18 protein-coding genes are annotated in these 24051 nt (G+C 41.9%); 4 read left to right on the top strand and 14 right to left on the bottom strand.

What is annotated here, in order from left to right:
• Window positions 1-12: 12 nt before the first annotated feature.
• The 3 genes from JW841_17920 to JW841_17910 are packed head-to-tail and all read right to left on the bottom strand — an operon-like array spanning window position 13 to window position 4471.
• Entirely contained in the window at window positions 13-2907 is a 2895-nt protein-coding gene (locus JW841_17920) for a CHAT domain-containing protein (protein MBN1962813.1), read from the bottom strand.
• 29 nt (window positions 2908-2936) lie between these two features.
• Complete coding sequence (locus JW841_17915; GenBank protein ID MBN1962812.1) at window positions 2937-3809, bottom strand: hypothetical protein; 873 nt, start codon at window positions 3807-3809, stop codon at window positions 2937-2939.
• The gene (locus JW841_17910; protein MBN1962811.1) at window positions 3806-4471 is read right to left on the bottom strand and encodes a sigma-70 family RNA polymerase sigma factor; all 666 of its coding nucleotides are present in this window, start codon (window positions 4469-4471) and stop codon (window positions 3806-3808) included. The genes JW841_17915 and JW841_17910 overlap by 4 nt, the downstream gene beginning before the upstream one ends.
• Before the next feature lie 381 nt (window positions 4472-4852).
• Between JW841_17910 and JW841_17905 the strand changes: the two genes are divergently transcribed.
• Window positions 4853-6898 (top strand): hypothetical protein, encoded by a 2046-nt coding sequence (locus JW841_17905; protein ID MBN1962810.1) that lies wholly within the window; start codon window positions 4853-4855, stop codon window positions 6896-6898.
• A 191-nt stretch (window positions 6899-7089) separates the two neighbouring features.
• Window positions 7090-8844, top strand: a complete 1755-nt coding sequence (locus JW841_17900; GenBank protein MBN1962809.1) for a hypothetical protein — start codon at window positions 7090-7092, stop codon at window positions 8842-8844.
• 98 nt (window positions 8845-8942) lie between these two features.
• Here the strand turns inward: JW841_17900 and JW841_17895 are convergent, their stop codons facing one another.
• Together JW841_17895 and amrA are read right to left on the bottom strand one after the other, a co-directional pair.
• Entirely contained in the window at window positions 8943-9980 is a 1038-nt protein-coding gene (locus JW841_17895; protein ID MBN1962808.1) for a flippase-like domain-containing protein, read from the bottom strand.
• Window positions 9970-10533: an AmmeMemoRadiSam system protein A gene (gene amrA, locus JW841_17890; GenBank protein ID MBN1962807.1), complete on the bottom strand. Its 564-nt coding sequence runs from the start codon at window positions 10531-10533 to the stop codon at window positions 9970-9972. Before amrA ends, JW841_17895 begins: the two co-directional genes overlap by 11 nt.
• Window positions 10534-10714: 181 nt before the next feature.
• Here amrA and dnaK point away from each other — a divergent pair, with 181 nt between their 5' ends.
• On the top strand, window positions 10715-12328 hold the full coding sequence (gene dnaK, locus JW841_17885; protein MBN1962806.1) for a molecular chaperone DnaK: 1614 nt from the start codon (window positions 10715-10717) through the stop codon (window positions 12326-12328).
• A gap of 9 nt (window positions 12329-12337) precedes the next feature.
• Here dnaK and JW841_17880 read toward each other — a convergent pair whose 3' ends face one another.
• The 3 genes from JW841_17880 to JW841_17870 all read right to left on the bottom strand — a co-directional run bounded on the left by JW841_17880 (window position 12338) and on the right by JW841_17870 (window position 15210).
• The gene (locus JW841_17880) at window positions 12338-13387 is read right to left on the bottom strand and encodes a 2-hydroxyacid dehydrogenase (GenBank protein ID MBN1962805.1); all 1050 of its coding nucleotides are present in this window, start codon (window positions 13385-13387) and stop codon (window positions 12338-12340) included.
• Between the two features lie 166 nt (window positions 13388-13553).
• The gene (asd, locus tag JW841_17875; GenBank protein MBN1962804.1) at window positions 13554-14639 is read right to left on the bottom strand and encodes an aspartate-semialdehyde dehydrogenase; all 1086 of its coding nucleotides are present in this window, start codon (window positions 14637-14639) and stop codon (window positions 13554-13556) included.
• A 166-nt stretch (window positions 14640-14805) separates the two neighbouring features.
• Window positions 14806-15210: a nucleotidyltransferase substrate binding protein gene (locus tag JW841_17870; GenBank protein MBN1962803.1), complete on the bottom strand. Its 405-nt coding sequence runs from the start codon at window positions 15208-15210 to the stop codon at window positions 14806-14808.
• A 175-nt stretch (window positions 15211-15385) separates the two neighbouring features.
• Here JW841_17870 and uvrA point away from each other — a divergent pair, with 175 nt between their 5' ends.
• A complete protein-coding gene (gene uvrA, locus JW841_17865) occupies window positions 15386-18325 on the top strand; it encodes an excinuclease ABC subunit UvrA (protein ID MBN1962802.1) in 2940 nt (979 codons plus the stop codon).
• Here the strand turns inward: uvrA and JW841_17860 are convergent.
• The 6 genes from JW841_17860 to JW841_17835 all read right to left on the bottom strand — a co-directional run bounded on the left by JW841_17860 (window position 18286) and on the right by JW841_17835 (window position 23967).
• A complete protein-coding gene (locus tag JW841_17860; GenBank protein MBN1962801.1) occupies window positions 18286-18732 on the bottom strand; it encodes a hypothetical protein in 447 nt (148 codons plus the stop codon). The genes uvrA and JW841_17860 overlap by 40 nt on opposite strands.
• An 80-nt stretch (window positions 18733-18812) precedes the next feature.
• Window positions 18813-19154, bottom strand: a complete 342-nt coding sequence (locus JW841_17855) for an ATP synthase F0 subunit C (GenBank protein ID MBN1962800.1) — start codon at window positions 19152-19154, stop codon at window positions 18813-18815.
• A gap of 167 nt (window positions 19155-19321) precedes the next feature.
• Window positions 19322-20119, bottom strand: coding sequence for a F0F1 ATP synthase subunit A (gene atpB, locus JW841_17850; GenBank protein MBN1962799.1), 798 nt, complete (start codon window positions 20117-20119; stop codon window positions 19322-19324).
• 165 nt (window positions 20120-20284) lie between these two features.
• Window positions 20285-22873 (bottom strand): adenosylhomocysteinase, encoded by a 2589-nt coding sequence (locus JW841_17845; GenBank protein MBN1962798.1) that lies wholly within the window; start codon window positions 22871-22873, stop codon window positions 20285-20287.
• A gap of 223 nt (window positions 22874-23096) precedes the next feature.
• Window positions 23097-23363: a hypothetical protein gene (locus JW841_17840; protein MBN1962797.1), complete on the bottom strand. Its 267-nt coding sequence runs from the start codon at window positions 23361-23363 to the stop codon at window positions 23097-23099.
• Window positions 23364-23706: 343 nt separating this feature from the next.
• Complete coding sequence (locus tag JW841_17835) at window positions 23707-23967, bottom strand: type II toxin-antitoxin system RelB/DinJ family antitoxin (GenBank protein ID MBN1962796.1); 261 nt, start codon at window positions 23965-23967, stop codon at window positions 23707-23709.
• Between the last annotated feature and the right edge of the window lie 84 nt (window positions 23968-24051).

Here is a 24051-nt window from a genome sequence, read left to right as displayed (position 1 = left end):
GCTAAAAGATTTTTAAGGGACAAGAACTCGATATCCTGACCAATCTGCACTTGGAAATCGTTCACGCGCTAAACGCAATGCCTTAGGTAAAATATTTTCAACAACTATATTAAATATCATTGGTTCATTTAATTTGGTTAAAAGTAATTCATATAGTTTTTCACCGAAGTAAGCAGCGAAGGCATCGTTTACTGGTCGACTAGAAGCGATAACTACACGTGCACCAGCAATAATAAATGCTTGCGCAAGACCAATGGTGCTCACTTCACTCACAGGAACTCTGGCACTTTCACAGGCCGAGAGTACAATGACCAGTGGTACTCGTTTAAGAGCAAGAATATCGCCAGCTCGAAGTTGTGCACCATCAGCTAACCTTAGAGAGCTACTGAATCCGTTTTGAATATAATCTGAATGCCCAGCAAAATGAAATAGCATGGCTTCATTAAGTCCATTACTGACATGATTAAATGTAGCTTCTCTTTGCATTAGCATGCGTACTCGGCTTTTAGTGGCGAGCGCTGCGGCAACTTGTTGGCCTTCATAACGAGCTTGCGGTAAATCGCCGGTAGTGTCTGCTACTACCAATGAATGCCAGCTAACAGTTGTTGAAATCGCAGTAGATTTCTCAGCTACGGTTGAAGATTTTGGATGGTGAATTGGAGCAGCATCAACAACATACGCAACCGGCAGTATTTCTTCTAATGGTTTGCCATCTAATGGTAAGGCGTGCAGGGCAAAGCGTTCAAGATCTGATGATGCAATAATGTGTAGTCGTTTTGCGACTTTTAGTTCATGACGAAATGGTTCTAAGAGAACATGAGCGAGTGCTTGGCGTTGTGCACTAGTATCGTTGATACTACTGGTTTGTTGTTTTTTGTCGTCATCAGGTAATAAGCCAAGATGTTGTACTTTAAACACCCCGTGTCCCACAGCAAAGCCAATCCAGCTAGTAGGTAGACGATAGTATACAAGAGTAAGTTCAGAAGCCGGACGCTTTTGCAAATCTGTTAATATTGGTGGAGTGCGTAGTCCACTGATAGGCACTAAAGCTAAAGCAATGTCTAAAGCAGAACGTACACGTATTTCTTGTGCGGCATAGGCTGCTTTTAGTGGTGCAATTTCGTTGCGTGGCGCCATCGCCAAATTCGTCGCGACTTCTTCAAAGCGTCTTCTTTCACTATGGTAAGTTGCAATAGCGTCATCCCAAAGACGTCGTTTGTTTTGATCGAGACGTTCAATTTGATCTTGCCATTGCACTCCTGCCAACAACTGCACTCGGTTTTGGCGTACTATTTGCAGCGCTTGTTTAAAGTCACCCATTTTTAGAAGCAATTCGACATGTTGCTGAGTAGCTCGTAGACGTTTAGCTAAAAAAGTGTCGCGGCCTTCATATAACGGTACGTTTAAGCTGCTTTCATATACTAGTTGTTCGGCGTTACTATACGCAGCATGAGCCAAAGTAAGGCGACTTAAGGCAGTGTAGGCTTGAGCTTGACCAATGAGACTGCGCCATTTTACCTCAGCAAGTGCCTGTACCTGCGCTTGGGTGGTGAGTTTGCTATATATTTTAAGCGCATCACGTGGTCGTTTTTCTAAAAGCGCTAATCGTGCTTCAATATCCAGACCCCAAAGTGCAGGAAGACTACTATGGCGTGGCAAGTGTTCACGCGCATCATTGAGATACTGCTGAGCTTGTTGAAGGTTACCTAAATGAATAGAAGTTAGCGCCAGGTTAATGAATGTATTTCCTTCCCATTCGGGATATTCGTTGCAACCACCAGTAAGCGCTTCATGCAAGAGTGGTTGCGGGTCTTTGAATGCTATTTCGTTCCAGTTTGCAGGATTGTCTCCGGCTTCACGCGCTAGTATTAAAGCCCAAGCACAATTCTCAAGTAAATGATAACGCTCGCAGGGGTTGTTTAAAGAGGCATCCTGTAGCAATGCTCCAAGTATCTTTAGTGCTTCGCGTGGTTGCCCCATGCCTAAAAGCGTACTGGCACGCATTTGATCAGCAAAATGCTGGTTTAAAGTATTGCCCATTTTTTCGGCATAAGACGAAGCACTTGCGAAAGCTGATAAGGCGCTGCGAAAATCGGCGGTATGACTGGCAAGCACTCCTTGATAGAAAGCTACTAGATAAGCAGCCTTTAAATTATTAGGAAGTAGTTTTGATACCGAGGTTAGCACCTGGCGCGCTCGTTTAAGATGCAAACCCGAATATATCAACACATATGCCATAGCTGTTGCATCATCGACCTCAGATAGAAGCTTTGCAGTTTGGCGATGATAGCGCTGCGCTGATTCGAAATCAGCTATGGCTTGTTCAGGTTTGCCCACAAGACGCTCAAGACGGGCAAGGGCTGCCCATCCCGCCCCTTTCTCATTTATTGGTAGCGCTGGCACATTTTCAGTTAGTAATTTAATTGCCATATCAAGCTTGCCGGTATCACGTAGCTGCTTAGCATTAGCCAGCAGTGTGGGCGGTGGTCTAGGCGGCATTAGTGAAAGTGACCAACTATATTGTTGTTGGTCATTATTTGCTTTAACGGTGAGGTGTTTTGTTGATATATTGACTGTAAATGTTAAGACACGCCCGTTGGCAATAACTAGATCTTTAAAATTTTGCTTATTATTATCAGCATAAATTTTTATTTGAGCTGACTGAGGTAGCGCCACCCATAAACGTAAATCACCTGAAGCTGACAAAATACATGTTGGACCCACCAACACCTCATCACAACCATCGTATTGCACTATAAGAGGTAGGAAAGTGGTAGTGGATTGATTGCAATCGCAAACTAACAAGAGCCCCAAAATAAGAGATTGCCACTTGACCATCAACATAAGTGGCAATGCACGTTGTCGCCAATTTGCGGCTTTAGTGTTATTTACATAAAAAAGTGCCATAACATTGCCGTTTTTATTAGGGACAATCCCTATTTAGTCACTATTTCTATAGGTGCTCTTAAGATACGAAGGTTTTGCTGGGCATCGCGATTGTCTGCGGTTGTAGAAATTAGGTGCTCGATTTCTGATATCCGCAAGTTTTTTGGATCTGAAGTTACGGCAACAATAAGTTCGTACTCTCCAGGAGCTGTATCTTGGCTTACTTTATACTGTAAACGTATAGTTCCTTTGCTATTAGCTAATACTTCTGCGGGCCAAGCTCGTAAAGTTGGTTTAGAGCGTGAAAGCAGGTAACTATATGCTGCAACCGATTCATTAACTGCATTTTCGGGACGCACGAATACTTGTAGCAATGATCCCGGGCTCACTTTAGGCACCGCACTTTCTGCGCTGTCTGTGTGCGCAGATACACCGCGCATTATTTGATCACCTTTAGATATCTCCAGAGAATATAATGGTAATGAATTTGAGTTTAACAGCATGACTAATAATAAAATTGAGCAAGCCGCGGCTACCGCGAAAGAGCCAATAGCAAAAGCAAATCGCGGTTGTTTAAAAGCAGATTGTATTAACTTGAAAAACTTGGTGATTAATCCTGAAGCATTATCTTGATTAGGGATGCAATCATTAAGCAATGGTGTGTTTAAGTTTTTATTTGGCAGTACAGCTAATGCTGACTCTGTAAGTTTGGCTAATGTCGTTTCATCAATCGGTCGTAGGGATTTTAACAATTCGTCTTTAGAGAAAGAAGGGTGATTTTGCAGACCTAATTCTTTAAGTTCTGCATCAGTAGGCATCTCTTGGCGTTGCCAAAGCGATGCTAAAATTGCGTCACGTTCTTCTTCCATGTCCGTGTAAGCCTGGCGTAGCGCCCCGAGAATTTTTTCTGGTTTTTTACTCATGTGGGCGCATGCTCCTGTTGAGAAGTTCGTTGCGACGATCCCTGTTCTAACATAATTTTCTCAGCTATCTGACGTGCAAAGCGTACCAAACGTGAACGCCACATATAAATGGCAGCTGGGCTCAAACCGGTAGCATCTTGAACTTCTGATACTGAACAATCTCGAACAATTATTAACTCAAAAGCCAACAAACCTAGTGGACTTAAGAGCGTGGCTAAGCGGCGAACTAATTCACGGAGTAAATCACGGGATGCCATAATTTCTTCAAAGTCGCTATTACCGTCAGTTATTTCGTTTTTTATGGGATCGCAATCAGCAATCGGTTCGTCGGTAAAGGGATTGCGTTTGCGACTGCGCAAAACACTCAAGACATGCCGTTGCGCTACCATACCTACGAAGTTGCGCAGTGATAATCCTCGTTCAGGGTCCCATGAATGTAAAATTTTGCCTTCATTAATGAATAGTTGGGCGAAAACTTCTTGGGTGAGATCTAAAACTTCTTGCTGCAAATCGCGACCTGCTGTTGCGCCAGCACTGGCCGTCAGCGTACGTACAATACGTGATTTTACTACCGGAGCTAAATATTCAATTAGAGAGCGCACCGCATTTGGCTGGCCACTCAGTGCTTGTTCTAATAGCTTATGTGAAATATCACTTGCCATGAGGTTTAAATCCCGATGCGTTTTTAACTAATGCATTAATATGTAGTTATTGCTTGTACAGGTATATTTACAGCTTAGACTGAATATTGATGACGGTTGAAATATTTCACTTCACTTTTCTTGTACGAAAAATAAGAAAAAAAAATTCAATGTCTAGCCAATAACGCAATGCGTGCGTCAAGTGCAATAGATAGCAAGGAAATTTAGGTAATATGCCCTATGATATCTTAAAAAAAGCAACAATTAGCTTACAATTTGCATGTTAGATAGACCAGGCTAACAACGAATACCAAGCCAAGCGCTTGTGAGTTTTAAGGTCGTGATTGCAAGCACGACATTGGAAACATTTACCTTTAAAACTAAAAAAACAAGGATGGTAACATGAAAATTACCAAGTGGAGCCGTAGTTTTGCGCTGTTGGCTGCGGCCATCGGCTATTTACCAACAGCAGTTTTAGCCCAAAAGGCGGTGACCGCCGCAAATACTAAGGTGGTAGCGGCAGCGGCGATCGGTAAAGAAGCAATCCTAATTCCTATAAGCTTTACAGATCTTTCAATTGATCGACTCGAAGTTACCCAAAGTACCCAGAAAGCTGATGATAGTGTTGCTTTGGTTGCAGGACGAACCACAACCGTGAGAATGTTCGTGCATGTTAGTAGTCTTCTTCTGGGGTCATCGGTAAAAAATGTGCAAGGTCGCTTGCGGGTTTATCGTGGTACGACTTTACTTTACGATATGTTATCAGATAATGGTCCAATAACTGCGCCAAAAACCATTGATCGTAATCAAGAAAATCATACTTTAAATTTCACCTTCGTACCACCGACAACTATATTTAGTGTAGGGCTACGTTTTGAAGCGACGGTAGATCCTTTTAATACAATCTCAGAATACAACGAGAGCAACAATGATTATACTAAAGAGGCTTCGTTTGCTTGCCGTAGTGCTCCTAGTATTGTAGGCATGCCCATTAATTATCAGTATGCTAGTGCTGATCCTGCAGAGAAAGGTACACCAGATCCTAACTTGATTTCTCAAGGTGTTGGTGATGCATTTGTTTGGGGTATCTATCCATTTACTGAATATACTCCTGGCGCCAGTGGTCGTTATCGGGTTGCAGGTAGCTCACTTACTTGGACGCAAAACGTTGATACCAGTGGTACCAGTCTTTTAAATAGCCTTGAGGCGGCACGGGTGGCAATGAGTCCAACCCCAAGTTATTTATATGGCTGGCTGCGTGGTAATCCGTTTTACGGTAATGGTCTTTCTTACATAAATGGCCATGTAGCTTTTGGCAATACCGAGACTTCTAGACATCAACGTACTTTTGCCCACGAGTTCGGTCATAACTTGGGCTACTATCATGTTTCTAACAAGATTGATGAAACTGGCTGGGATACCCTAGATCGCCTAGGTCTTGGCAACGTTAAACCCACTTCGCTTTATGACATTATGGTGCCAGGTCTTTATACTAACCAAGCTTGGATACAAAGTAGCAGGTATAAAGACGTTTATACTAACGATACCAGCAGTTGTATACCTGTGATATTAAAACAATATAAAGCTTATGTGTTTCGTGGCATCATTTTCGAGCAAAAATGGATGATGCAACCAGTCTATGAATTAGTTTCGTTAATGCAAGAACCCATACCATTAAAAGAAGGCGATTCATTCTTACGCGTTCTCGATGCTAATGGCAAAGAGCTTTACACCACTGCGTTTAATACTTATGCAGATTTAGATTCACGCCAAGGTGAACCGATTCGTGGTTTCTCGGTAACGACACCAGCAATAGCTGAAGCAAGCGCGGTTGAAGTATATATTGAAGGTAAATTGCAAGGTGTAATCAAGCGAACTCGTAGTCGCCCATCAGTGCGCGTCGAACAGCCTGTTGAAGGCAGTGCTTTAAAAAAAGAAGTGGTAGTGGCATGGAAAGCCGAAGATGGTGACCGAGATGCTTTAAATGCGATCATTCGTTTTAGTCCAGATGGAGGCGAAACTTTCATCCCAGTAGCGGTCGATCAACAATCATCAGAATTGCGTTTTTCTACTGAAAATCTACCCGGAACGAGTGACGGAATACTACAAGTAGTAGTATCTGATGGTTTAAATAGCACCACTACAGAAGTCAAAGGCTTGCGTCTTGAACGCAATTTGCCACCCAACGTTCGTATTTTAAAACCGCAACAACGTAATATTTACAAACGTGGGGCCAACGTTATTCTTCAAGCAAGTGTTGAAGATGCTGAAGATAAAGAATTCTCTGAAAAGCAAATTCAATGGAACGATGAGAGTGGTAAAATTCTTGGTTATGGTGCGTTAGTAAACTACGCTGATTTACCATCAGGTAGTCATAGAATTACGGTATCGGCTAGCGACTCATCAGGTAATGTCGCGCAGGATTCAGTTGTCATTGCGGTTGAATAGTTTGGCGCAAAAATGCTGCGTTAGTTTTTATTTCTAACGCAGCATTTTTTTTAACTCTAAAATGTCAGATCACAACCGTTAACAACGAATACCCTCAAAAGACGCGCAAAATGGCAAAAAGCTTGTCATGGTTTAATGCGTGACCAAGTGACCGTCTGTAACACACGGTAGATTTCAACAGGAGACTGGTAATGAAGCGACATTTAACATCTGTAATCGTTTTATGCTTGTCCTTATGTGGTTTGGCGAAAGCTGCGACCGCACAGGAGCAAGCGCAAGCAAAAGCATCAACTGTTACGCTTGCTAAAGTGGCAGAAAAACCAAATGCCATAACCCAAGCAGAGATTGCTATCGACCCTAACATATTAAAGTGGTTTTTGTGCACGCCACCGCTTAATTCAGTTAAGGCTGCCCACGGTAACACCGATTGGCACATCGATACTGCCAATGAATTTCTCTATGGCGTTGACATGGCGTCAAATCCAACCGCGCCAAACCATGTGCCCGCAACATGGACACGCAGTCATATTCATGTTGGTAAATTGCAAACCAGCAAGTACTATAACGATAGTACAGTGACTGCTGGTGGCATGGATGCTGATGGCACTGATGGTATCGATCGCTCGATGTTGTTTTTCTATGCGGGTCACGGTGATCCTGAATCATGGTCAACTCTTGGTGATTTTGGTCATCAAAAGGACATGATGCTTGGTAATTGTGGCAACTGGGGAATCTCGCGTTACTATTGGCAGTGCTCGTGTGAAGTGTTCGCGCATGGTCCACGCGTTTGTCCAGGTGGTGGATGGGATTATAGCTGCCCACAAGATTTTGACGGCTCTGCTGACTCAGAGGCGATGCGTAATGTATTTGAACGTTGGGGCCCAGCTTTATCATCAAATTTACGTATGGCCTGTGGTTCTTCAACCAGTGCCTACTGTCACGAAGACCAAACCAACCGTATATGGGACAACTACAATAACAAGCACTATGATGTAGCTGATTCGTTTATTTTTGGGTTGCACGGTTCAGGCTATGACTCGATAGTTGTACCATTGTGTATTACCACTGGTGGTTTCTTTACATTTACTACCCCACTTTATGATACGACCTTTACTAATGCCGCTAACCCCTCTGGCAAGTATTTTCATATTCAGTACCTTTCAAAGTTTGCTACCACAGCGCCAAAATGGCCGCCGATTATTATAATTTTAGAAAAAATGCCCAAAATTAAGTTTATCTTACCTGATCCGCCGCCATTCCGTGAAGAACTCATTCAAGAAGGCCTTTGGTTAGTGTCTAAAGAGCAAGTTGATGGTCATCCGCGTATTGCTTTCAATACGCGCACAGGCGCTACTTACGTGAGCAATGAACGTATTAACGAAGAAGTATCCGCTCAATTATCTGAAGAAGATTACAAAGAACTTGCCTATCGGCAACTTAGTGAGCTTGGCCTGCTTGAAGCAGATATGGATGAACCGCAGGTTCAACGTATGATGATCGATCGCATACCACGCGATGGCCGACAAGAAAAATCTGAAAGCATACAGAAAAACGTTATCGTGACTTTTGAGCGCGTAATAAATGTTGATGACAAACAAGTACGTTTTCTCGGTGAAGGTGGCAAGATCAATGTCCAGCTTGCTAACGATGGCAAACTCATCAATGTCGCAAAAGTATGGCGTAAACTTGATGAAAAGAGCATGAAGGGTGAACGCTTAGAGGTTAAACCATATGAGCGCGCCTATGAAGAGGCCATGAAACAACTAGAGAATGCCAAAGGTTATAAACTTGAAGGATGGGACTTTGGCCTTGAAGCGCAAGCAGGCAATGTAGATCAAGTTGAATCTCAACCTATATATCGCTTTGTGTTCAAAGCTGCTGACGAAGAAAATCACGGGGAAGGGGAGAAGCTGCCGCCACGACTGATCAAAGTATCAGCTCGCTAAGCGGTTGTTTAGCGCGAAAAGGCGCTTTAAAAAGTTTGGCACCTGGATCTGCGCGCTGCTCCATCCAGGTGCCAAACTTACTGCTTTTTTTATCCAGGCTAAGCATTATTATCAATTTCACAAACTCGCGGTCGATAGCTTTCACGCCGTGTCCATAAGAAGATTGCGCCAAAAAGCGTAAGCGCTTCTGCTGCCCAAAAGCCTAAAGCACCCGAAAGTACTGAAGCACTAACCCCGATACTTTTTGCTAGCAGCAGTGCTTGTACAACTTCACGCACACCTTCTCCGGCGATAGTGAATGGACTTAATACCGTGGCGACAATTTGAATTGATGAAGCAAAAGTTATTTGCCAAAAATCGGCTTTAGTGACGCCGATTGCCAAAGCGGTAAAATAGTACATTGTCGCGGTACAAAAATGCACTAAGAAAGATAGGCCAATAATCGAGAGAAATATTTTTTTGCGTCCCTTATAGGCAGATGCGGCACGACTAACCCGATCAATGAAATCGGCGATTTTGCCACGACGTGGTGAAAAAAAGCGAAAAATACGAGTAACCGGCTCGGGATTAAATAAAAAGAGTAATAATAAAATTATCAGAGCAAAAGTGACTGGCACCGTAATTAAAGCCACTATGATGGCGTGCTCTTCAAGCACATGGTAACCAAAAGGTAGGGCAACGGTAAAAGTTAACAAAATGCCCACGAGACCCATTATTTTTTCAACCGCAGTAGCGGCGGTAGGCTCAGCGGTTTTACCTGAAAAGCGTGCGGCATCATAAAGTTTGTAGCCATCAAGACCAATAGTCGAGGGCAAAAAAGTACCCAGAAAGCGACCCACTAAAAACGAGCCGATTATATGCCATAAATTAAAACGAATACCTTGTCCGCGCAGCAGCAATTGCCAACGTTTCATTGATGAAAAAATGCCAATAGATTTGATGAAGATTGCTGCCAATAAAAAAGGCAACATGCTTTTTATGTCAACTTTATCTAGTTGCTCTAGCAATGCCTGCCAAATCGGTTGCTTAATTCCATCAGCAGTTACAATTTCATGCCGTAATAAAATTACAAATACACCGATTGTAATAATTGCTTTAATCAGCAGTTTAAATAGACGTCGAATATTATGCTTCACTAAATACCTCAGCACGAAAAGATTGAAGAATAGTATCTGGCTGCTGCCATGCTGATTGTGGCAAACCAGCTTTAATGCAAGTATGTGCTAAAAAAGTCTCACGATCCCAACCTTGACTAACGGGCACTTGGGGCAAAAGAACCCCTGAGCGTGAACCCCGTTGAATCCATAGACCATGCTCGCCAATAATTACATTTTCAGGGGCGATAGGCACTCTCGGAGTTAAGGCAGAAATTTCAATAACGCAATCATCTAGTTCATCAGCTTTTAGCGGTAAAAAACGATAATCATGGGTCGCGGCCGCAATTGCCATTTCAGCAATGTTTTTAAACAAAGGAGGCGAATCATCAAAAGTGCCAATGCAACCGCGCAGTGCCCCTGCTTTAGTGTGTAAACTTACAAAACAAGCGCGAGGTTGCGTAACTTCGGCGTTTAACGGTTTTACATCTGGTGGAGCTTTATTGTTGAGCAAGGCGCTAATATTTTGTCGCGCCCAAGCTAGCAACCAATGACGAGATTCTAAAGAAAGTTCGGTGTGATGTTCGTTTGTCATAGTGAGTAGGAGTTTAAATGAATGGCATCAATGGTGCAATTTATCATAAATGCTACAACTGTAAATATTTGGGGTTTTTACAAAATAATTGTTGAGGATGACAAGCCGCGTTATTGATTTGCTCTCTTGGAATTGCAAGAATTTTTCGCATTCGTATTACTACATGGTAGCTTAAATATTAATGACTCGAGTTCTTGGCATCGATTTGGGTACTACCAATTCGTGTGTCGCTGTAATTGATAATGGAGCACCATTAGTAGTGCCTTGTGATGGCGAACGTTATGTTATGCCATCGGTGGTGGCATTCACTGCTGATGGTCGGCATCTGGTGGGCTGTAATGCTAAACGCCAGTCGGTTTTAAATGCAGAAAATACTATTGTAGCGGTAAAGCGTTTAATGGGGCTTTCGTTTAAAGATCCTCAGACGCAGCAAGCTATCAATGCTGCTAATTATCGTTGCGTTGAAGGGCCCAATGGTGATGTACGCATTTTAATCCGTGACAAAGTTATTGCTGTCGCTGAAATAAGCGCTTTAATTTTAGCCGAGCTTAAACGTATTGCCGAAACTCATTTTAATACGAGAATCGAAAAAGCAGTGATCACAGTACCCGCGTATTTTAACGATTATCAACGTCAAGCAACACGCGATGCTGGTTACATTGCGGGCCTTGATGTAATTCGAATTATTAATGAGCCAACTGCGGCTGCGCTTGCCTATGGTGCGCTGCAGCATGGGCAGAAGCGACGAATTGTAGTCTATGATTTAGGAGGAGGTACTTTTGACGTTTCGGTACTTGAATTAGCTCCTCCTAATATTGATGTTCGTGCAACTGCTGGTGATCCATTTTTAGGTGGACGTGATTTCGATAAACGCATTGTCGATTGGTTGTTGTCTCGTATCGAGTCTGAGCATGGCATATCATTGTCTGATGACCGCAATGCTATGCAACGCTTATGGGAAGCTGCCGAACAAGCTAAACTTGAATTAAGCGAGCGAGGCAGCACCAAAGTAACCCTGCCTTTTTTAGCACAAAAAGGTGAACTACCAATTCATGTCGATTATTTGCTTGAGCGTTCCTTCCTCGAAAAAATGGTGGCGGATTTAATAGAACGAACGATAATGTTTTTTCTTGATACGTTGCGGGCTGCACGTTTACGTCCATCAGATATTGATGAGATTATACTGGTTGGCGGTATGACACGGATGCCCCTTATTTCACGTCGGGTACGTGAAGTGTTTAGCAAGGATCCGTCTTTTGGCGTGCATCCAGATTTAGTTGTAGCAGTTGGTGCCGCTATTCAAGGCGATTTGTTATCTGAAGAAGTTACCAAGACCCAAAATACGCCAAAAACAGTATTAAGGGATGTTACCCCACATAATCTTGGGATAATGTCGTTAAGTGGCATTGCTGAAACCATCATTCCCAAAGATACGGTGATACCAACAGTAGCGCAAAAATTATTTACCACAGTTAGCGATAATCAAGAGGTAGTTCGCATTGTAGTTTTTCAGGGCGATAGCCGCAGTATGACTGATAACCAAGTTTTAGGTGAGTTTATGTTAACCGAAATTCGTCCGGCTCCGCGTGGTGAAGTACAAATAGAAGTAACCTTTAATATTTCTTATGATGGTATAGTCAGTGTATCTGCAAAAGATGTCGATACCGGACGAGTGCAGGCGATTGAAATTCGTGAGCGCCATTCATTGCCTAGCGAAGAACTAAATCAGATGATTAGCAATCACCAACAGCAATTAGCAAATAATGAAGGACTATTACCGGTGCTGAATAGTTAGAGACACCCCCTAATTAGACACAGCATTAGTTAGTTGTTTACCTCTAAGACCACGATAATATTCATCGATATTCGCTAAGGTAGTTTGCGCAATATTATCGAGGGCTTCAACGGTTAAAAAAGCTTGATGACTGGTTATTAGAACATTATGAAAAGTCATCAAACGTGCCAGCGTATCATCAGTAATGAGTTCAGCAGAGCGATCTTCAAAAAAGTAGGCGCTTTCTTCTTCATATACATCTAAACCCGCGGCACCGATTTGCCCACTTTTTAGTCCTTTAATTAAAGCTCTAGTATCAACTAAGCCACCGCGGCTAGTATTAATAATAATAATACCACGTTTCATTATGCTAATACGTTCGTTATTAATCATATGATAGGTTTCAGGTAATAGCGGGGTATGCAAACTAATTATGTCAGATTTACGTAATAATTCATCGAGTTCTACATATTTAAGATTATATTGATTAGCGAAACCCTCATCATGGAAAGTATCATATGCTAATATTTGCATGCCAAAGCCATGCATTATTTTTGCTAAACTGTGCCCAATTTTACCAAGGCCGACAATACCAATCGTACGACCATGTAAATCAAAACCCACCAGACCACTTAAGCTAAAATTACCTTCGCGCACGCGATTAAAGGCTCGATGAGTTTTGCGATTGAGCGTCAAGATTAAAGCTACGGCATGTTCAGCAACAGCATGAGGCGAATAAGCCGGAACTCGTACTACCGAGATACCAAGTTTGGCGGCGGTTTTAATATCAATGTTGTTGTAACCTGCACAGCGTAAAGCAATGAGCTCAACACCACGCTCTTTTAACTGCTTTAATACAGGTGCTGATAAGTCGTCGTTAACAAAAGCACAAACTATAGAGTGACCATCAGCTAACTTGGCGGTCTTAGGTCCGAGACGAGATTCAAGAAAATGCAGTTGAAAATTTTTAGGCAGATGTTTACTAAAGGCAACTTCATCGTATGGTTTAGTATCAAAGAAAGCTATTAAAGCTGGTTTTACTTTGGCTTTAGTGGGGTATGCTTTTTGTAACAAAGTCATCTCCGTCATCACTTACAAGCGTTAATATTTAAATTTTAAAACAATCTACTTGTTTAGATGCCGGTTTATAGGAAACGGTGCGGAGATATCACATGATGCTACGGCAAAAAGCTCAGTAAATCCATAAAAGTTAATAATTATAGCTAATTAGTGGTGTATGACACCGTTACTTTGCTTCTAAATAACCTTGAGCCTTTAACAACTCAGCGGTTAATACCGCGCCACCAGCCGCACCACGCAAAGTATTGTGTGACAAGCAAACAAAGCGATAGGTGAATATAGCATCATCACGCAGGCGACCAATGGTGACACCCATACCATTGCCGTTGTCACGGTCAAGTTTGGTTTGTGGTCGTGCATTATCTTCAAAATAAGTTAAAAATGGCACTGGAGCTGAGGGCAATTGAAGTTGCTGTGGTTTGCCGACAAATTCTCGCCAACACTTAATAATTTCTTCTTTGTTTGGTTTTTGCTTAAACTGTACAAACACCGTGGCCATATGACCATCACTTACTGGTACGCGAATACATTGCGCTGAGATCACAGGTTGGGTCGCATTGATAATACCGCTTGCACCAATTTGCCCCCAAATTTTAAGCGGTTCTTGCTCACTTTTTTCTTCTTCGCCCTTGATGAAGGGGATGACGTTGTCAACCATCTCTGGCCAAGCGGCAAAGGTTTTGCCTGCACCACTTATGGCTTGATAAGTGCTGACTACGACTTTGTCGATACCAAAGGACATTAGCGGATGCAGTGCTGGAACATAACTTTGAATAGAACAATTGGGTTTAGCAGCAATAAACCCGCGCTTTACGCCAAGACGACGCCGTTGAATATTAATAACCTCAGCGTGTTGCCAATTAACCTCTGGCACCATCATTGGTACATCAGCGGCATTTCGATGTGCGGAGTTATTTGAAATCACCGGAGTTTCATGACGAGCATAGTCTTCTTCAAGACGAGCGGTATCGGCTTTGGGCATATCAACCGCACAAAAAACCAAGTCGACGTTGCTTGCAATTTCTGCAACTTGTGCAGCGTCGTAAACAATAAGTGAAGCAATGTTAGCGGGAATCGGTGAATTTTGCGCCCAGCGCTCACCAACTGCTTCACTATAGATACGTCCAGCAGAACGAGGGCTTGCGGCTACGATTTTTATATTAAACCAAGGATGCTCGGCTAATAATGAAATAAAACGTTGACCAACCATGCCGGTCGCACCCAGCACTCCAACTTGCAGCTTACTACTCATTTTGAATAAATCCTCCAAAGAAGAGCCGCGAATAATACCAGAAATAATAAAAATAAGCAGCAGTAATTATTAATATTAACATGAGCAGATGATGCTGCGTAGTCTTAATAGTATAAAATAGCTAATAATATTGGTAGGTTAGTGGTGTCTGGCACTGTTTGGTCATTTAAGTACCTTGTTTTAGTAAATCATCTGCAAATCTGCTAAGTTCACCAAGATATTGAGTAGAAATTATTTCTAAACCATTACTTAATGCGTTACCATCATTTTTGTGCGATAAAGCATTTCTTTGTAGCAGCATATCTATCCAAATCTGACCATCCTTAATAATCCTAGCGGCGAAAGCAGCCTTAATGACACTTTTTGGTGTTACCGATGCCAATTTTACCCCATTAAATTCTAAAAAATCTTTCAGGGTTTTCCACGCAAGTTCAAAAGTGAATTCAAAACGTTGTGCTGCCCCTTCTTTTTCAAGTTGATTAAGTGTAGCAGCACCATTTTGCAATGCTTCTTGCAGGTGAGCTAATGCTTTACGAAAACTATCAAAGCGTTGCTGGCAGACGAATATCATTTGATGATGGTGTTTGTATCATTGGATTATCTATTATAATAAAGACAATTAAAACGCAAAAGTAGCTGACTTATTCATATAGCAAAAATAGTTACTTTTACCCCTTGCAAAATTTTTTTATTAGTTTTATTGGTTTGCCCATACTGAACATTTGTATAACTTCGGATGATTTAGCATGAACGAAATTCTGATTCGTGGTGCGCGTGAGCATAATTTAAAAAATATTGATGTAGTTATTCCACGAGATAAATTGGTAGTAATAACCGGTTTATCGGGAAGTGGTAAAAGCTCTTTAGCTTTTGATACGCTATACGCCGAAGGGCAACGTCGTTATGTTGAATCATTGTCTACTTATGCACGCCAGTTTTTACAGCAAAACAAAAAGCCTGATGTTGAGCATATTGATGGTCTGTCACCAGCTATTGCTATTGAGCAAAAAACTACTGGTCGTAATCCACGTTCAACCGTAGGCACGCTTACAGAAATATATGATTATTTGCGTTTATTATTCGCTCGTATTGGTAAGCCGCATTGTTATCAATGTGGTAAAACTATTGAAGCACAAACCGTACAACAAATTACCGATGCAATATTAGCGTTGCCTTTGGGGACACGCGTACAAATTTTAGCACCGGTTATTAAAGGTAAAAAAGGCGAGTTTAAACGTGAGCTAGATAGTTTTCGTAAAGATGGTTTTGTGCGGATGCGTCTTGATGGAGAAATTATCGATCTCACCGAAGAGATTACTCTTGATAAAAATAAAAAGCATTCTCTTGAATTAGTCATTGACCGTTTAATTGTTAAGCCAGAAATTAAGACTAGGTTAACTGATGCAATTGAACTTGCCCTTAAGCGCGCTAATGGTAATGCAATTGCTTTAGTGCAAAATGCTATGGATTCTCGCGTTCGCGGGAATGACGGGGGAACAAAAGGCGGGAGTGACGAAAAATACAAATACGGGAATGACGAGAAAAAAGTAAACAACAATAATCAACAAGAACTATTATTTTCAGAACATTTTGCATGTGAAGATTGCGGTATTTCTTATCCTGATATTGAGCCACGTTTATTTTCTTTTAATAGTCCCTTTGGTGCATGTCCAAATTGTGATGGTTTAGGGCGGGCCCTTGATTTTGATCTTGAACGTATAATTCCTGATCCTGAAAAGTCTATTAAGCAGGGGGCCATCGCTCCATTTGAAGCTTCTCTTGGTTTTGGTGGGCCATGGTTTTCTAACATGTTTAAAACCATAGCAACTGAATATAAACAATCGCTTGATACACCATGGAAAAAACTAAATAAGCGTTTTCGTGATGTCATTCTTTATGGTAGTGGAGAACAAGAGTTTGAGTTTAAATATATTAGCGAACGTCATCGTGTAACTGCCAAGCGTAAATTTTCTGGCATAATTCCTGAGCTTTCGCGGCGCATGCGTGAGACCAAAAGCGAAGAAATACGCAAGCGAGTAGAAGATTTTATGGCGCAAAAACCATGCAGCCTTTGTTCTGGTATGCGCCTTAAACCTGAGGCTTTAGCCATTACCATCGGCGGTGCATCAGTACATGAAGTATGTGCAAAAAGTATTGATGCCACTCGGGTATTTTTTGCAGAACTTAAACTTACAAAACGTGAACAAACAATTGCTTTGCCAATATTGCGCGAAATTGATTCACGTCTTAATTTTTTAATTAATGTAGGGCTGGCATATTTATCACTTGATCGCGGCGCAGCTACCCTATCTGGCGGTGAAGCACAACGCATAAGGTTGGCAACCCAAATTGGTAGTGCTTTACGTGGGGTAATTTATGCGCTTGATGAACCATCTATTGGTTTACATCAACGTGATAACGCGCGTTTGCTACAAAGCTTATTACATTTGCGTGATCTTGGTAACACCGTGGTTGTAGTTGAACATGATGAACATACTATTCGCGCCGCCGATTATCTCATTGATATGGGACCGGGCGCAGGAGTGCATGGCGGTGAAATAGTTGCTGCAGGTAGGCCCGAAGAAATTTGTGCTAATCCCAAGTCGCTAACCGGTGCATTTCTTTCAGGGCAGAGGCAAATTGATGTTCCGCAAAAGCGTCGTGAAGGTAATGGGCTTTCATTAGGGTTGCGCAACGCTCGTGGTAATAACTTACAAGGTATTGATGTTGAAATTCCATTAGGTAAATTAGTATGTGTTACTGGTGTTTCTGGCAGCGGAAAAAGTACATTAATTAATGACACGCTTGCGGTTGCCTTAATGCATGCTTTTGGTGAAGGAGCTGGTTTAGACGCAGCTCCTTTTGATAAAATTGAAGGGCAAAAATATATTGATAAGATCATTGATATTGATCAGAGCGCAATCGGTCGTACTCCACGTTCAAATCCGGCCACTTATACTGGCCTTTTTTCGTTATTGCGCGATCTATTTGCCAATTTACCCGAAAGTCGTGCACGTGGATATGGTGCTGGCCGTTACTCATTTAATGTTAAAGGCGGCCGTTGTGAAGCCTGCGAAGGTGATGGCGTTATAAAAATTGAAATGCACTTTTTAGCAGATGTCTATGTCACTTGTGAGCATTGTAATGGCCGACGTTATAATCGTGAAACCTTAGAAATTAAATATCGCGGGGCCAACATCGCAGATATTCTGGAGATGACTGTTGATGAAGCCTTAGATTTTTTAGCAGCCATTCCTGTAATTAAGCGCAAACTCGAAACTTTAAAAGATGTTGGGTTGGGGTACATTAAACTTGGTCAAAGTGCGACTACATTATCAGGTGGCGAAGCCCAGCGCGTGAAACTATCACGTGAGTTATCGCGCCGTGCAACTGGACGAACATTTTATATTCTTGATGAACCTACTACCGGGTTACATTTTGGCGACGTTGAAAATCTACTAAATGTACTAAACACCTTAGTTGATCTTGGCAATACCGTGTTGGTGATTGAGCACAATTTAGATATTATTAAATCAGCAGATCATATTATTGACCTTGGCCCTGAAGGAGGAAATGGCGGCGGTACTATTGTGGCCACTGGCACACCAGAAGCAGTAGCAAAAAATACTGCAAGTTATACCGGGCATTATTTACAATCGTTAGTGGGTAAAGTCGTATCAACATGAACAGCGTTATTTTCAAATGCTGCCGTTACATATTCATTAGCAGGAGTTTGCTTATTGTTCGTTTTTAATGGCGATGTAAATACATAACGTTTTGCAGTAGCCAAGCTTTCTTTTTGTATATTTTTACTTTTACGCTGCCGATAACGCCACTGTTGATAGTGCGCTGAACATAAACCACGCGCCATTGACGAGCGTTCACATAAAGAACAGGTACGAGTTGTATTTGCAATAGGTGTGTTTGTTAAAGGTTTAGAAACATCTAATTGCGCAAATCGTCGTTCAAGACGGGTTAGGCGTCGTGAGAAATCTGTCAAACTTTTATCAACCGAAGCAGCTAAGTGGATGCGTATATCTTCGATAATTGTTTCAAATAAAGAAGCAAAATTCGATGGTGGGCGTGGCGTCATAGTATTTATACCTTATAAGCTATAAATAGCGAGCGATACGCCTGCTCGCCTGCTTATGTCAACGCCACAAACGTGAAAAATTATATTTTTAATTGCATTAGCAGCATTAATACCCAAGTAAACAGTACCAAGGATTCGATAAAGGCTAATGCTAGAATCATAGGTACGAAGACTTTATCAGAGGCATTAGGATTGCGCGCGATGCCTTCTAAGGCAGCAGCAGCGGTGCGACCTTGGCCAAAAGCCCCACCAAAAGCAGCAATTCCAATACCAACTGCTACAGCGATGGCGAGCATACCAGTGCCAGTGCCAACATTACTGCTGCTTGCAGCAGCAGCTTCTTGTGCAAATGTAGAGGCAGCAGCAAGGGCTACTGCAACAAAAGCACTAATGCTTGCAAAAAGTTTAACAAGTTTCTTTATCACGACTAACTCCTTTTTTAATTAAGAGTTATAGCTGCCTGATCCCACTTTAGTGCGCCTCTCTCCTTCTCAAAACCTTCTCACCTTTGCACCTAGCAACATCAATTAATTTTTGGCGACTATAACCAATAAACACATAATAAAGTTTAACTTTGCGGCTTTAAGCTTTAAGCCTTTTCATGCTCATGACTGTCAGCCGTAGCTAAAGCAATATAAATAGTGGTTAACAAAACAAACACTAGAGTTTGTACAGTACAAACAATTAAACCTAAGACCATAAAGGGCAGTGGTATTAATATTGGCACTAACCCCAAAAATGCCGTAATCACCGCATGATCACCAACCATATTAGCAGAAAGACGAATGGCTAATGAACCAGGACGAGCAATGTGGCTAATAATTTCTATTGGGAACAGTAGCGGCATTAAAAACCAACCCCACCATGTGCCAATGGGGTTTGCCATATGAGCAATATGATGAAGACCATAAGCGCGCAGACCATGCCAGTTGTAGTAAAGAAATACAAAAAAGCTACAAGCAAAGGTAGTATTCCAATTGTTGGTTGGCGGTTCAAATCCTGGCACTAATCCTAATAGATTTGAAAAGAAGATGAATAACGCAAATGCAGCCACTACCGGGAAATAGCGTTTAGCATCACCGCCCATGATTTGGCGCATTTGCCCGTATAAAGACTCAAGCGCATATTCGATAAAATTTAGCACCGAAATACGAGGACTAGGGATCAGCCCTTGATCTTCTCGGCTAGCTAAGTCAGCCCGGGCACGTAAGCCTACAATAAGCAATACTATTACTACAAGTAATGCAGCTATAACGTGTTGAATTGAAATGACGTTACCAAACAAGAAACCCTGGCCTTGCCCCACTTTGCTTGCTTGAGCAGTAAGATAAGCTTCAATTTGTTGATAACCAGGTAGTAATTTTAACCAAGTTAAGCCATGTCCCATGATACTAATCCGCTAGTTGTAAGGGATAGCAAGATAACGAAATCGATCATATATATAGATCATCGCGAGTTGTCGACAGAACTTTAATAAAAATGCAATTGCTGGGTAAAAAAGTATCTTTATATTTTTTTAAAGCAAATGCTTTATATGACAAAGTAGGTGCATTTAATATCGATAATGCTCTGGCTTAAATGGCCCTGTAACACTAACGCCAATATAAGCAGCTTGCTTTTCATTGAGCTTTGTTAATTTGACGCCAATTTTTTCTAAGTGAAAACGCGCAACCATTTCATCTAAATGTTTTGGCAGGGTATAAACTTTATTTTCGTAAGCACTGCTTTTGGTAGCAAGTTCGATTTGCGCTAAGGCTTGGTTAGTAAAACTATTCGACATCACAAATGACGGATGACCAGTAGCGCACCCAAGATTAAGCAAACGCCCCTCGGCAAGAATCAGCACACTATGACCATCAGTAAAAGTCCATTTATCATACTGGGGTTTAATGTTGGTGTGTTTTATACCTGACACCTTTTTAAGCCCAGCCATATCAATTTCGTTATCAAAGTGGCCGATATTACCAACAATAGCGCCATCGCGCATACACGACATGTGAGCAGCAGTAATTACATCGCAATTGCCAGTGGCGGTAATGAATATATCAGCTATTGCTACAACATCATCAAGCGTTTGCACTTGGTAACCCTCCATTGCAGCTTGTAAGGCACAGATAGGGTCAATCTCAGTAACAATAACGCGAGCACCTTGCCCACGCAGAGATTGACAACAACCTTTACCCACATCACCGTAGCCACAAACTACCGCAATTTTACCGGCAAGCATTACGTCGCTGGCGCGCATAATACCATCAACTAGTGAATGGCGGCAGCCATAAAGATTATCGAATTTGCTTTTAGTAACGCTATCATTAACATTGATCGCAGGAAAAAGCAGCGTGCCATTATTTTGCATTTCATAAAGACGATGCACACCGGTAGTAGTTTCTTCGGTAACCCCATGGCATTCACTCGCAACTTTTTGCCAGCGTTTAGAGTCTTGCTTTAGCAAGCCTGCTAGCAAACGCAATACTACCGAGAATTCTTCACTATCATTTGCAGTTGGTTCAGGTACACGACCAGCTTTCTCAAAAGCTAAACCTTTGTGAATTAGTAAAGTGGCGTCACCACCATCATCAACAATTTGGGTTGGTCCTTGGCCGCTGCCAAAGTTAAGAGCGCGTTCGGTGCACTCCCAATAATCTTCGAGGGTTTCACCTTTGAAGGCGAAGACTGGTACACCGCAAGGTTTTTCGATGGTGCCTTGCGGTCCCACCACCGCTGCGGCTGCGGCATGATCTTGAGTTGAAAAAATGTTACAGGAAGCCCAGCGTATATCAGCACCCAATGCTTTTAATGTTTCAATGAGCACCGCAGTTTGAATGGTCATATGGAGCGAGCCAGTAATGCGTTGACCTTTGAGTGGTTGCTCTTTTGCGTAACGCTCGCGTATGGCCATAAGGCCAGGCATCTCTTGCTCAGCTAACTTAATTTCTTTACGACCCCAAGATGCCAGTGATAAATCAGCAACTTTATATTCAAGACCTTTTTGTGATTCTGAGAATTTTTTTATTTGCGGCATTGGTGTAATACTCCGTTGTTGGTTTTGATAATCATTGCTCTCATCGTCATTCACGCGAAAGCGAGAAACTAAATTTGTTTGTTTATTAATTTCGTTTGCTAGTTTAGCTGCACCTGTATTCACGAAAGTAGGGGCGGATACGATGCTATTTGCAATTTTTTGTCCACTAGTTGTGCGTTGTGCGGTAGCTAAAAATAGCGCTGGTCCTTTAGTATTTGCTTGTGGTGCTAATGTGCGTGCATCAACTTTAGCAAAACCAACGTTATTAAGCATTGTTTTAATATCATTGATGGCAAATCCTAGACATTGCTGCCCCATTTTTTGGCGAAAGTCTTCGCGCTCGTGTTCTATTAAATCGACAATAACAACTCGCCCACCTGGTCGCACTACGCGAGCTAATTCGCCTAGCACAGCATGAGTGTCTGGCACATAACTCAAAGCTAAAACCAAAAGCGCAGCGTCACAACTTGCTAATTGCAGCGGCAATGCTTCAAGTGCGCCTTGCTTAAGTATAACATTGTCAAATGCAGCAACACGTTGTCGGGCTGCTGCTAACATATCTGGCGATTCATCAATGCCGATAACTTGTCGAACATTAGGTGCAAGCAGCGAAGCAATAAGACCAGTACCACAGCCCAAATCAGCTATCACCCAATCATGGGGTAATAATGCGAGCATGGCATTATTGGTAAAACTATCGCCAAAAAGTTCAGAACGTAGCGCATCCCATTGATGTGCAGTTTCTGCAAAAAATGAACGACGACTATCACTTTGTTTTTCTAAATGATGCCTAAGACGTAAATCATCTTGATTGGCACTTGGCCAACTTACAGCTTCTAAACGGGCTAACTCCCATAACTTGGCCGCAGTTTCATCAAGACCAGTATTATTTAGGCGATAGAGGTTTGAGGTTGCTTGACGCCGACTTAACACAAAACCATTTTCAGCAAGCTGTTTAAGATGATGGCTTAGGGTCGATTGGGCTATTTGTAAAATATCGCAAAGTTCTGTTACCCCAAGCTCATGTTTATCAAGAATGCGCAAAATACGCAGTCGCGTCGTATCAGCAAGTGCCTCGATGCGATTTACGAAAGACTGAGATAGAGTAACTGTATTCATCTATTCATCTAGATTAATAGATGAATTGCAAATACACAAGAGAATTTATAATAAAATGTACAATAGCTTGAAATTGCTGGTAATTTTTCGCTTCCGTTAGTTGCACTGATACAGCGTCAATGTCGTATTTGGTGAAATTAACCAATACTTAATTCACGAGAAGTTGACCTCGGCAGATGTAACTCACCACTGTATTAGTCCAGTCCCTGTGCGGTGTGGTTTGTCAAAAACATGCGATAGCTATAGAGTTTTCTTTTGCGCGCACTGTAGCAAACGAGTTGTGATCTGTCGGTGTTGCGACCATGGCAATTACTACTGTCCCGACAACGAGTGCAGCAAGCAGCATAGGATTAAAGCTAAACGGCGTTACCGCGCTGATTATCAAAATACCCATATCGGTCGTCGCAACCACGCAGCTTCGCAGGCTCGATACCGGCTCAAACAGGCGCAAGCCAAAAGCAACAATGAGAATGAGATAATGACGGATCATGGTTTTACACCGTCAGACTTCTGCACGACGACCATTGCCAAGGAACTTTGGCTAATTAATTATGGATTATCTGATTGCGCTATGTTTAACTATGACACTGCGATAAGAAGATGCAACATTGCAAAAGTATTAATAAAGAGGCATAACATTGAGCAGCTAGCAAAAAATAGAGATGATATAAATCTTGAAGCTCAAGATCTTTGGTTAAGATACTGTGAACTTAGAGATAAAATTAGGATGCTTAATAATTAATACCCTAATGCAGTTTCTACTAAATTATCTTAAATTATATTGATAGCGGTAATGCAGAGTAGTGGGTGACCTGAATAGCTTGGCGTGCGCATTAGATATCAAGTTGATTGAAGAGATCTTCAGCATCTTTAGCCTTATGCACATTTTCACCACACTCGCTTTTAGCTAAAGTTTCTGCGGTTAGTTTATTTGGCAGTCGCATTTCAAATGGTAAAGCTTTTTCATTTGCCACTTTGGTCAATACAATACGAACCAAATCAGAAACAGTAAGACCCATCTCTGCTAAAACCGCAGCAGCTCGATTTTTAAGTTTTTCGTCAATTCTTGCTCTTACAAATGCGTTTGAAGCCATCAAGTAAACAGTGGTTGTTTCCAACCACTGCTCCTTACAGAACCTTTACGTGCGCAATTTACGCATCCGGCTCTTTAAGTTTGT

The organism is Deltaproteobacteria bacterium (assembly GCA_016931625.1).
Taxonomy (GTDB): domain Bacteria; phylum Myxococcota; class XYA12-FULL-58-9; order XYA12-FULL-58-9; family JAFGEK01; genus JAFGEK01.
The sequence above is the reverse complement of the archived record's forward strand: the minus strand, read 5'-3'. Positions and strand labels throughout refer to the sequence as shown.

What these genes read in the sequence shown, in the direction of transcription:
- JW841_17920 (MBN1962813.1), bottom strand. Translation starts at nt 2,907, where the DNA reads ATGGCACTTTTTTATGTAAATAACACTAAAGCCGCAAATTGGCGACAA.
- JW841_17915 (MBN1962812.1), bottom strand. Translation starts at nt 3,809, where the DNA reads ATGAGTAAAAAACCAGAAAAAATTCTCGGGGCGCTACGCCAGGCTTAC.
- JW841_17910 (MBN1962811.1), bottom strand. Translation starts at nt 4,471, where the DNA reads ATGGCAAGTGATATTTCACATAAGCTATTAGAACAAGCACTGAGTGGC.
- JW841_17905 (MBN1962810.1), top strand. Translation starts at nt 4,853, where the DNA reads ATGAAAATTACCAAGTGGAGCCGTAGTTTTGCGCTGTTGGCTGCGGCC.
- JW841_17900 (MBN1962809.1), top strand. Translation starts at nt 7,090, where the DNA reads ATGAAGCGACATTTAACATCTGTAATCGTTTTATGCTTGTCCTTATGT.
- amrA (MBN1962807.1), bottom strand. Translation starts at nt 10,533, where the DNA reads ATGACAAACGAACATCACACCGAACTTTCTTTAGAATCTCGTCATTGG.
- dnaK (MBN1962806.1), top strand. Translation starts at nt 10,715, where the DNA reads ATGACTCGAGTTCTTGGCATCGATTTGGGTACTACCAATTCGTGTGTC.
- JW841_17880 (MBN1962805.1), bottom strand. Translation starts at nt 13,387, where the DNA reads ATGACTTTGTTACAAAAAGCATACCCCACTAAAGCCAAAGTAAAACCA.
- asd (MBN1962804.1), bottom strand. Translation starts at nt 14,639, where the DNA reads ATGAGTAGTAAGCTGCAAGTTGGAGTGCTGGGTGCGACCGGCATGGTT.
- JW841_17870 (MBN1962803.1), bottom strand. Translation starts at nt 15,210, where the DNA reads ATGATATTCGTCTGCCAGCAACGCTTTGATAGTTTTCGTAAAGCATTA.
- uvrA (MBN1962802.1), top strand. Translation starts at nt 15,386, where the DNA reads ATGAACGAAATTCTGATTCGTGGTGCGCGTGAGCATAATTTAAAAAAT.
- JW841_17860 (MBN1962801.1), bottom strand. Translation starts at nt 18,732, where the DNA reads ATGACGCCACGCCCACCATCGAATTTTGCTTCTTTATTTGAAACAATT.
- atpB (MBN1962799.1), bottom strand. Translation starts at nt 20,119, where the DNA reads ATGGGACATGGCTTAACTTGGTTAAAATTACTACCTGGTTATCAACAA.
- JW841_17845 (MBN1962798.1), bottom strand. Translation starts at nt 22,873, where the DNA reads ATGAATACAGTTACTCTATCTCAGTCTTTCGTAAATCGCATCGAGGCA.
- JW841_17840 (MBN1962797.1), bottom strand. Translation starts at nt 23,363, where the DNA reads ATGATCCGTCATTATCTCATTCTCATTGTTGCTTTTGGCTTGCGCCTG.
- JW841_17835 (MBN1962796.1), bottom strand. Translation starts at nt 23,967, where the DNA reads ATGGCTTCAAACGCATTTGTAAGAGCAAGAATTGACGAAAAACTTAAA.